The 10,005-nt window shown below is 48.4% G+C and carries 9 protein-coding genes and 2 pseudogenes; 3 read left to right on the forward strand and 8 right to left on the reverse strand.

Annotation, left to right across the window (positions count from 1 at the left end; translation table 11 throughout):
• Nucleotides 1–105: 105 nt before the first annotated feature.
• A complete protein-coding gene (locus CAF77_RS23665) occupies nt 106–864 on the reverse strand; it encodes a sulfite exporter TauE/SafE family protein (RefSeq protein ID WP_085655330.1) in 759 nt (252 codons plus the stop codon).
• A 480-nt stretch (nt 865–1,344) separates the two neighbouring features.
• Here CAF77_RS23665 and CAF77_RS23670 point away from each other — a divergent pair, with 480 nt between their 5' ends.
• The gene (locus CAF77_RS23670) at nt 1,345–1,800 is read left to right on the forward strand and encodes a GNAT family N-acetyltransferase (protein WP_085655329.1); all 456 of its coding nucleotides are present in this window, start codon (nt 1,345–1,347) and stop codon (nt 1,798–1,800) included.
• Nucleotides 1,801–2,012: 212 nt separating this feature from the next.
• Here CAF77_RS23670 and yfcF read toward each other — a convergent pair whose 3' ends face one another.
• Together yfcF and CAF77_RS29595 are read right to left on the reverse strand one after the other, a co-directional pair.
• On the reverse strand, nt 2,013–2,645 hold the full coding sequence (yfcF, locus tag CAF77_RS23675) for a glutathione transferase (RefSeq protein ID WP_085655328.1): 633 nt from the start codon (nt 2,643–2,645) through the stop codon (nt 2,013–2,015).
• A 141-nt stretch (nt 2,646–2,786) separates the two neighbouring features.
• Nucleotides 2,787–2,882: pseudogene (locus CAF77_RS29595) on the reverse strand (LysR family transcriptional regulator); the annotation flags it as partial.
• Between the two features lie 340 nt (nt 2,883–3,222).
• Between CAF77_RS29595 and CAF77_RS23685 the strand changes: the two are divergent.
• A complete protein-coding gene (locus CAF77_RS23685; RefSeq protein WP_011333846.1) occupies nt 3,223–3,744 on the forward strand; it encodes an AidA/PixA family protein in 522 nt (173 codons plus the stop codon).
• 150 nt (nt 3,745–3,894) lie between these two features.
• Here the strand turns inward: CAF77_RS23685 and CAF77_RS23690 are convergent, their stop codons facing one another.
• Nucleotides 3,895–4,254, reverse strand: coding sequence for a DUF6124 family protein (locus CAF77_RS23690; protein WP_039773181.1), 360 nt, complete (start codon nt 4,252–4,254; stop codon nt 3,895–3,897).
• A gap of 540 nt (nt 4,255–4,794) precedes the next feature.
• Nucleotides 4,795–5,013, reverse strand: coding sequence for a hypothetical protein (locus CAF77_RS23695; protein WP_011333849.1), 219 nt, complete (start codon nt 5,011–5,013; stop codon nt 4,795–4,797).
• Nucleotides 5,014–5,390: 377 nt separating this feature from the next.
• Here CAF77_RS23695 and CAF77_RS29155 point away from each other — a divergent pair, with 377 nt between their 5' ends.
• Complete coding sequence (locus CAF77_RS29155) at nt 5,391–5,915, forward strand: hypothetical protein (RefSeq protein ID WP_139831620.1); 525 nt, start codon at nt 5,391–5,393, stop codon at nt 5,913–5,915.
• A gap of 260 nt (nt 5,916–6,175) precedes the next feature.
• Here the strand turns inward: CAF77_RS29155 and drt3b are convergent, their stop codons facing one another.
• From drt3b to CAF77_RS23710, 3 genes and pseudogenes are all read right to left on the reverse strand, one after another.
• A complete protein-coding gene (gene drt3b, locus CAF77_RS23700) occupies nt 6,176–8,149 on the reverse strand; it encodes an antiviral reverse transcriptase Drt3b (RefSeq protein WP_170929011.1) in 1,974 nt (657 codons plus the stop codon).
• Entirely contained in the window at nt 8,146–9,420 is a 1,275-nt protein-coding gene (gene drt3a / locus CAF77_RS23705) for an antiviral reverse transcriptase Drt3a (protein ID WP_085655326.1), read from the reverse strand. Before drt3a ends, drt3b begins: the two co-directional genes overlap by 4 nt.
• Nucleotides 9,421–9,864: 444 nt before the next feature.
• Nucleotides 9,865–10,005: pseudogene (locus CAF77_RS23710) on the reverse strand (phosphonate ABC transporter, permease protein PhnE); the annotation flags it as partial.

A 10,005-nucleotide genomic window follows, 5' to 3' on the forward strand; every position in this document is an offset into this window, starting at 1 on the left:
GTTGTCGATTCGCAATGGTATGAAGCCTATTTCATCCGTCCAGCATTCGGATCAATCGGTTGCCGTGCCGGCGTTCAAATAACCCCGGCCCGGCCTGAACTTCGTTCAGGCCATGTATCCCCCGACTCCATCCCACAACAGCTTCAATGCCGTGACCACCAGCAAGCCATAACAGGCGCGGTACATCTGACGCTGGTCCAGTCGGGCGTGCAACCGCCAACCCAGCCAGACGCCGCTGGGAATGGCGAGCAAGCTGACGAGCATCAGTGTCAGCACGTTGCCGGTAGGTTTGGCCAGCAGCAGCCATGGCACTGCCTTGAGAAGATTGCCCACGGTGAAAAACAGGCTGGTCGTTCCGGCATACATCTGCTTGCTCAGCCCCAGCGGCAGCAGATAGATCGCCAGTGGCGGCCCGCCGGAATGCGCCACCATCGTCGTGATACCCGAAGTAATGCCGGCAGCCACGGCTTTGGACGAGGAGCGCGGCCGCACTCGCACTTCTCCGCCCGCCTTGAACCACAAACCGACAAACAACAGCGTGATCGCCGCCATGACGATGGCGATGGCGCGGTGGTCCAGTACCCGGAAAAGCAAATAGCCGGCGCCGATGCCGACGATCAAACCTGGTACCAACAACTTCAGGTCGGGTTTTGACCAGGTGGAAGGCTTCCAGTAGCGCAGGCTGAACAGATCCATGGCGACGAACAATGGCGCCAGCAGCCCGCCAGCCGTGATCGGGTCCATCACCAGCGACAGCAGCGGAATCCCGACAATCGCAAAGCCGCCGCCGAACGCGCCCTTCATGAAGCAGATCAGGAACACGCCGGCGAAGCTGACGAGGAGGGTGGTGAGGGTCAGATCCACGGCGTGTGCTCACTTCATTTCGGGCGGGGAGTGGCCTTAATTTCGCTCACGGTCTGCAGGATGAACAGTTACAGTTTCGAGGCCGATCCACGGACCAGTTGCCAACTGCATCGAATGTGGGCCTTGGGCAAAGTTCGGCTTGGGGAGATAGGGGCATATGCGGCTTGAAGACATCCTGACCGAAGACCTTTACGTGGTGTTCTGCGGAATCAATCCGGGGTTATTGGCGGCAGCGGGTATCCGGCAAGAAGTCGATCAAGTGGGGGCTGCAAGAGGACACGTTCGGCGGCGCTAACGTCTAGATTCTGCCCAATCCCAGCGGGCGCAATCTGGCGTTCAATCAGGTGCAACTGGTGACGGTGTATCGTCGGCTTTACCTGGCAACACGCGAAACCATGATCGACTCCCGGTCCGGGATGGGCTTTATATAACGCAGCTCGTATTCCCCATTTTTTGATGACGCGCAAGGAGCGGCCCTTGATGGATTACCTGATTCGAAACGCTACGAATGCAGATGCGCCAGCGATCAGTCGAACGATCCTCAGTGCTTTGCGCGAGTCTAACGTTCAGGACTACTCCGCCGAAATCATCGAGCAAGTGACGCAAAGCTTTTCTCCCCCGGCGATCCTTCATCTGTTGAGTGAGCGTCAAGTCCTGGTGGCTACAGCCGGCAGCCATATCATTGCAACAGCGAGTCTGGATAACGACACTGTCCGAAGTATGTTTGTCGACCCGCGCTATCAAGGAAAGGGTATCGGAAGACACCTGATGGAGAGGCTTCAATCACTTGCCATCAATGCAGGTCTGAACCAGCTGCGTGTGCCTTCTTCAATCACTGCAGAAGGCTTCTATGCTTCGCTTGGGTTTGAAAAGGTACGAGACGAGTTTCATGGGGCGGAGCGCACGATCATCATGGCGAAGGCATTGGAGCTGTAGGCCTCCGTTGTTTAAAACAAAAACGCCCAAGGGTTTGGCACGTCCTGGATGATTAGGACGGCTTACTGCCTTGGGCGGGATGTGGGTGACGGGAAAAGGATACGGCTTGAGGGGCGAGCCCTGAAAGCCGGCGCTTTCTGGTGAATTTGTAGGCACTTGCTCAAGGGGGTGTAGGCTCGAGTAACAACAGAAAAGCAAAGAAAATGCTGCCGTTACAGTCGAGGTCGTTGCAGCTTGATCCACTCTTGTACTGTCGGACGCTGCCATTGGTGCTGCGCGTAATCCTCCAATTGAGCCGGCACCGTGTCCCCATTGAGTATCAATCGGTTCAGCATCAACGCGAGATCAACATCGGTGATCGACCATTCACCAAAAAGGTAGTCCGGATTGTCGGCCAGCAGCCACTGAGCTACATCAATCAACTTTTGTTTGGCAGCCTCGGCTGAGGCTGACAACGGTCCGTATTTCTGACCATAGAACACGACAAGGGTAGAGCGCTCCTGTCGGATCGGGAGCAGATCACTGCGTAGCCACGCTTGAACTTGCCTCGCTGCCGCGCGCTTCTGTGGGTGCCCTGGGTAAACAGGTGTTTGGGGGAACACATCTTCCAGGTATTCGGTGATCGCCGAAGATTCCGACAACGCAAAGTCGCCCTGCACGAGGGTGGGCACTCTCTGAGTCAGCGAAAGACGGGCGTAATCGCTGGCCTGGTTTTCCAGTTTGTCCAGGTCCAGGGTGCTCATTTCGAACTCGATTCCCTTTTCTCGAAGGGCCACAAAGCACGACATTGCGTAGGGACTGGTGAATTGAGCATCGACGTAAAGGCGCAGGCTTGAGTCATTCATAGCGTCATCTCCATATGCAGAATGGCCACGCTAAAAGATTGGGCGCCTTAAAGAAAATTCATGTTTTTTATGGGGGCATTCCTGTCAGGAATGGGGGCGGTTCTATTATCACGCCACGGATAAATAGATCTGTCCCCATGTTTATTCGATCCAGTCCTTGAACGCCGTAGTCGTCGCCGTATTGAACCGCGCCGACGGCCGCACCAGGTACACCCCCGTGTCGGCATCCAGTTGCCACCAGTCCATCAAAAATGACCCGCAGCAGGATCGCTTGCCGCTCCACAAAAGGCCGGGTGTAGCCGATTCGCCGTTAATGCCAACACCGGCTGTGCGCCTTCGCCAACAGTTACCGCCAGTGAACAGCTCAAAATCCATCAGAGATCAACTCGCACAGAACCAAATCAAAACCTTGGTTGCGTCGCGCAGTGCTCCCGTTTTTCCGCGTCAAGGAATCGCGGTTTGACACTATTAGGCCATCTCCTATCGTTCTCCGCAGACCGCATCCATGGACCGGATGAGCCGGACAGCCTTCGCGGGCGCGGTCGCTTATGCGATTCCAAAAACAAGGAGCCTCAAAATGTCCAGTGCTACCCAAACCATTGACGTGCTAGTCAATGTCGATGCCGATTACCTGCTTGCCCATCCCAACGACGTAGGCGGTGCGATCTCCATGCTGGTGACGCGCGACGCCGTCGACCCCAATGCCAGTGGCAACACCGGCGAAGGCGGCGACGAGTTGTGGATCGACGTCAAACCCGGCGACAACATCCGCTGGCGCGCCACCACGCTGTCGCGCAACTTCGACCGCATCGCCCTGATCAAAAACGTCCAGAGCGGCGACCCCCACCAGGGCGGCGATTACAAAGGCACCATGTCGACACCGCTCACCTACAACATTCCCGGCGTAGTGCCTTACCTGAACAAGGCTGCCAACGGCGGAATCTCCAAAACCGATGTGATCTATTCCATGTGGCAAGCCACGGCCGAGAATCCGGGCAAACTCTGGTACCAGATCACCTTCGTCCTGCTCGACCGCGACCTGAACCAACTGGGCCCGCAACACACCTGGGACCCGTACATCACCGTCAATAACCAGTAACCGAAACGCAAACAGCCCGGCGCGGCATCCTTCGTCATTGACGAGGGTGCCGGGCCGGGCTGTTTACATTGCAGATCTTCTGAGCCAGATGTTTCCAGCGGCAAAAACGGACTCAACAACTCCCGCTGGAGACAAGCTTTCGACGACTGCTTACGCGACTTCGACGTGATCCAGCGCCTGATTCACCGCCAGCTCGGCAATCATCACGATCTGCGTAATACCGATCGCCGTCTTGCGATGCGACGGATCGAGCGTGGCCGCGAAATTGCTGAGCATCTCACTGGCTGCACCGAGGTTTTCGCTGGCGTTGGCCAGCAGGCATTCGGTGTTGAATTTCGGATTGGCCAGGTACATCCGCTCGGGCTCGTTCAAGGACGACATGATCCCGGCGGCGGGGAAGAGGTAGTGATCCAGCGCGCGCTCGGCGGCGTCGTGGAGTTTTTTGGAGTTGGGGGATTCGTAGGGGGAAGTGGGGTCGGTTTCGGGAGGGTTGGGTGTTGGTTTGATCATGGTGAAACTCCTACATCGTCAAATGGGAGCCGACACTCTCGCTACCAAACGATGGGTGGCGGCCATGCTCAGGTTGGTAGACCGGGACGTAGGAACCGGCGCGCCCGAAGACGCCCTGTGCATGACCACCATGACGCGGAGTCTTTCAGACACTGCACATCATGATGCTTATGCAACCTACGATAATCCGGGGCTACCAAACCCCATCACTGTTTTTCAGTGACCGGGAAACGATAAGACCCGCGTCGTAGACGCACAAGCCGGCGGATTCTGGCGTAGTCGTAGGCAATGACGCAAGGCGTTGTAGCCTTGCGGAAGTTACGGCGGGTTGCTTTAAACGAGCCTGTTTAAGCGCTCAAAGTAGAGGGCTTATTTCCTAAAAAACAGTCCGGTCCCTCATTGGCTGAAAGAGAGAGGGCGAAGTTTTTTGGAGGTCGGAGAAGGCGGGGGCGTGCGAGTAGTTCGCAGCAGAGAGAAGCGCTTGGCACGGAACCAAGCGCTCAGGGTAGGGCGGGGCACTTACGGCTCCACCCTGATGCTTCAGTTTTTGCTGGCGTTCAGCTTGCGCAGTTCTTCGTAGGTCGCCGACTGGACGAACCAGAAGCCGGAAATGATGCACCAGCACAGGGTGCCGGCCACGAAGATACCCAGCGCCGGCAAGAACCCACTGGTGAAAATCGCGACGATAGCGACCAACCAGATGAATGCCAGGGAGAGATAGAGGACGGTGTTGTTGACGCTGATGACGAAGTCTTTCACGGGGCATATTCCTTGCGGGATGTAGAAAAAATCCCCCTCTCCGGGGGGAGGCGCGAGCATGCTATCACAGTGCCTTCATGGGGCGAGAGAAGGGAATGTTTATCTGAAAAAATCCTTCCCTTTATCCAAGCAAAGCGAGGCGAACTCATTGTCTAGAATTAGCTTGCTTCTTTTCTTGATAAAAAACGAAGGTGGTAACTATAGCTTTCAGAACTTTCTTCCATGTATTGTAATATTTGTCGGCGGAAAAATTAATTTTTAGATCCAAAGCTCGACAGGGGGGAACTTGAGTGAAGTCTTATTAATTTGTGGACGAAGGTGGCTGTTGTGGTTGGTTTGGGCTAGAGCATATGAGCACGTTAAAAGATGGAGGATTGATGGAAAATTTCGATGCAAGCCTGTTTACTCACTCTGATGCTTCGGACGCGTTGCCGCTTGAGAGGTATCTTCTCGCACCAAGAGCAACCGGTTGTTATGTTATAGGGGAAAAATTTAACAGCGCTGATCAAATTATTAGGAATGATACTAAGGACGCCTACTTGCCTGTAGGTTTTCCAGATAACTTTAGACCTATATATGTAGGTATTTCGGAGTCTCAGAAAAGTGGTATTCGCTCTAGATTGAGTTGCCATTACAGGGGGCGGGGGAATAAGACAGTCAAAAAATATTTAGCTGAAGGTAGAAAGTTATATTTTATTTATTTTCTTGGTACGTATTGGGCTTACCAACTGGAATCTAATCTAGACTGCTTACGATCTACCGCTAATCTCGAGCATCTTCAGTTTGAGGGGAATGTGAGATTAGAATTTACTAGGGCAGCGCGCCGGACGCGTAAAACTTTACCTGTTATAGTGCAAAATAATTTGCCAGCAGATTATGACCCAAGAACTGATTATATGTAATTCTTGGTTTTGGATATTTTGTGCGCTATTAATGAGCGTGCAAGGTGAGCTAGGAGGTGTTTGACAGTACTTGCTTCAGCTGAATGAATGCGCTGTTAGGTTGTGATAAGAAGAAACACGGTGGGTGTAGTGTGTGCGGTTGCCCGCCGTCTCTATCAAAGCCGACGAGACCTAATATATCGAATGCGAACACTCGACGTCATAGGTAGCCACCTTGCGGTGTAAAGCCCACCGTGTTTCTCGATGCCAAGGCTATCGAATCAGTAGCCGCTTAGCAATTCCTTTTTCTCCAAAACAGTCAATAAGTCAAAACTATGCCAATTTACGAACCAAATGTTTTTATCAAAAAAATCCATTAGCACCTTCAGTTTTGCTTTTCCAGGTTTTGTGCCGGTTACAGATTCGCACAATCGGATAGCTGTAGCGGATCGAAAGTTTTTATCAATATAGGGGCAGGAAAGAATGTCCATCAAAAGATGAAATTTGTGCGAGTTTATGCGTATGTCGTCAATTCGATTTAAATGTTGATCTATGCTCGATGTTATTTTTTTTCGAGTTTCTCGATATAGATGTTCATCGCCGATGTAGTAGAGAAGTGTGATGATCTCGAAATAGTCTAGGGGTTCGGCATTATCAATTTTTGCGATTCCTTGCAGAGCTTCTTTGGGCAAGAGATATTGCGGGCCTAACTCTTTGCAAAGGACAAGTATATTCATTGCCTCAAGAAGGTTGATATTGTTGTTTTTGGATAAAATTCCCAGGTAGCCACTGCTGGAAAAAAATTCTTTACATAAGTTATAAATTGTATTTTTTATACTGTCTATTTCTGTTGGTATATGTTTTTCATAGAATGTGCAAGCTAGTTTTGCAGCAATGCAAAGCTTTACAGATGATTTGTGACTAGGGTTTATACTGTAGAAGTGAAAAATTGTTCGAATGGAAAAGTTAAAAAAATGAGAGAAACCGGTTAGGAGATTTTCTATTCCTTCAGTCCGATTTATATTTTCATCTGTTGCGCTGATTATGCGATTGCTTAGCCAGCCTACTACATAAGCACTAACTAATTGATAGGCGTCTGAATCAGAACTGCATGCAGCTTTGATGTCGTCTATAAAGTGAAGGGTTAGTGTTTTTTGATTGGGTAGCTCTCTTGGTGAGCCATAATTTTCTCCTGAAAAAAGAGACTCCCTAAGAGTCAGTAGTCTGCGTTGTACAGCTCTTAAAGACTTGGTTTTAGGAGTGATGAATGGGCGCTCTGCCTTTAGGGTTTTGGCCTCATTGATATTAAGTTTGTAAGCTTTACATTCGGCTTCGACAGTTTGCGCGATTTGGCTTGATACTGAGTCTGAGTTGGTAAATATAAAGTAGTCGTCTACATAGCGACGCATTGAATAATCCAAGTCTACTTTTAATCCGTGTGCTTGAAGTTTTTTTTCAATTTGCTCATCTATTTCTTGAAAGATGATTTCCGCAAATATCCTGCTGACTTCGGGTCCTATCGGTATTCCCGCTGTTTCATTATAGTTAGAGCAACGCATTGTTAGGTCGAAAATGTCGCCGAATACTCCGTCAATTCCAATGTGCCTTTTTGTATATTCTTTGGTTTTGACCGCCCATGCCACTGAATGAGTGTAAATGCTATCGAAGCATTTAGAGATGTCCATTGAGCAAAATTGGGAATATTTCTTTTCTAATCTGAGATAATCAAAAGATTCAAAAAATTTATGTAGGCGGGTGTTTTCGCCATAGGCAAAATAAGTTGTTAGATATCTGTCTTTTAATTCGTTCTGAGATGAGGTGGTTTCATCGGAACGGTATTTTTTAATGTTTTCCTGTGGGTTCTTTATATAGTATTTACTGGTGATTTTTTGAGGGGCTCGCAGAGTGAATTTGCTTTTTTTGCAGAATAACAAAATTTGATCATCGAATTTTTTATAAAATTCGACAAAGTGAAGTTGAGATCGAGGATGCATCAAGGATAGGGTTCTAGGTGACTCGAAATCTTTCCGGATGTTGTAAATGTATGGAATCGAAAATTTTAGATCCTTTTCGTCTTTGAGAATTGAATTTAGTAGTTTTTGAATTTCTTCAGACCTCGCCGGAAGTGTCTGAAGTTGTTTGTAAAATCCAAAATTATCGAATATTACTGGGGTTTCATACGGACAGGTTTCAGTTAATAGAATACGGTAATAATCCTGTTTTCTCACTCTTTGAGTTTGCCGCTTGGTGCTCATAACCATACCTTCTTAATGACTTCGAAGCTCTTGTACGAAAAAGAGTGAAATCTTCTGTTGGTAAAACCTAAACTGAAGCTGTAGCCGATTAGTTGCTTTCGTTGAGCCAAAGATAAAGCACGCTTTATGCGTAATGAAAGCGGATTTTTTTCCGAAAACATCAAGCCTCTGAGAAAACCGTCTAGCCTCAGAAGTGCGCAATCATCGTCAGTGTTTTTATGGATGTAGCTATAATATATGCCAGTCTTGATGGTGATTTTTGTGCTGGGATCTCTTATCTCGTAGTTTCCGGTAATGGCACGTATTCTATTTTTTAAAAGTCTGAAATCAGCTGAGGTTTTTTTGCTTGCGATGTAACCTGTAAAAGACTTGACTAGTCTGTCTTGTATTTTACGTATTTTGTTTTCTGAAATGTCGACGAGTATTTCCCGGCGCGAGGTGCCTAAAGCTATTTCTTTTGTGGAATTGTTGGAGATCCTTATGTTGTATCCCAGGTAGCTGAGTGAAAAATATTCGTGTGTTTGTGCGTTCTTTTTTTTAGATTGGTAAATTGCAGGAACAGGGATAAAGGAGCGCTTCTCTCCATCATGCAGGCAAAGTTCTTCAGGTAAAGTTTCAGTTACAAGTTCGTCGAAGTTTTTTTGACTTAATTTTTCGGATGTTATTATCAAGATGTCATCGACAAAGCGCGAGAAGAAAAAGACATCGTTGTTGTGGCGCATGCTTTGGTCGAAACTCAATAATCTTAATTCTGCTAAAGCTCCACTTATTGCTAATCCGCGAGGTAGGCCCTGTACTTCATATATGTCGAGTATGAGGAATAGTCTTTTTATTAGTAGTATAGTCTGCCATGTGCAAATGCCATCTGCGATTAAATTTTCCAGAAGAAGCTTGCGATCAATACTTTCATAGAAGCTTTGAATGTCGTATCTAAATACATTAAAAGCTACGCATTCCTTCATTATTGAGATGGTGTTGCTTATGAGGAACTGTCTGTGGGATTGTGTTGCCGGATACGCAGCTCTGATGTTTTTTGCTAAAAGCCTAATGATTATAGTGTCTGAAATATCTCCAAAACCATAACCTGATTTTTTTCCTAGACTGAAGCTTCTTAAGCCGGAAGAAAATGCTAATCCTTTCGTAAGTCTCTGAGACGATTCCTCACCAATTTTTTTACGTATTGAAGAGTTGTGAAGGCTTGCATTTTTGCATTTGTCTGAAAAGTTTATGCGGCGACGCAAATTGGTAGGGGTATAAGGTTGTTCATTCATCGCTACAGTCCTTGTAACCGTATTCGAAGAGGGAAGCTAATGAAGCAGGTTAGGCCGATACATGTAATAGTCACGGTATCAGACGTGATTTGAAATGCCAATGCCGGTGTTTATGCAGGGCATAGAACGCTAGCTATCATTTTTAATGCATGCAAAAAAATTGTTTATTTTGAGTTGAGTTAGGATCACAACGACTCTGCCATAGTGCCGTGAAGCTACCAACGTCTGAAACATGCAATTTAAGCGAGTTGGTTACCTGATAGCTGTTTATAGCGGTTCGACAGCCTCCGTACCATCAGCACAAATACCATCCTAAATCTAATTCGTCGGTTTCTGTCTATTTATCAAATAGTTAGATGGTTGGATTATCGCTTTCTTGGTCGGGCATATACCTACCCATAACAAGTGGCGAAAAAGATTTGACGTGGTCAGAGTCACCGAAATCTACGCCTCAACCCACCGCCCCCGACTCCAAGCACTCAACGAATCCACCCCCCACACAAGCACCAACATCGCCAAAATCACCGTCCCCGCCTGCGCCTCCTGAAACAAACTCAAGCTCACATACAACATCTGCCCCAACCC

It is taken from the genome of Pseudomonas sp. R15(2017), assembly GCF_002112685.1.
Lineage (GTDB): Bacteria > Pseudomonadota > Gammaproteobacteria > Pseudomonadales > Pseudomonadaceae > Aquipseudomonas > Aquipseudomonas glycinae.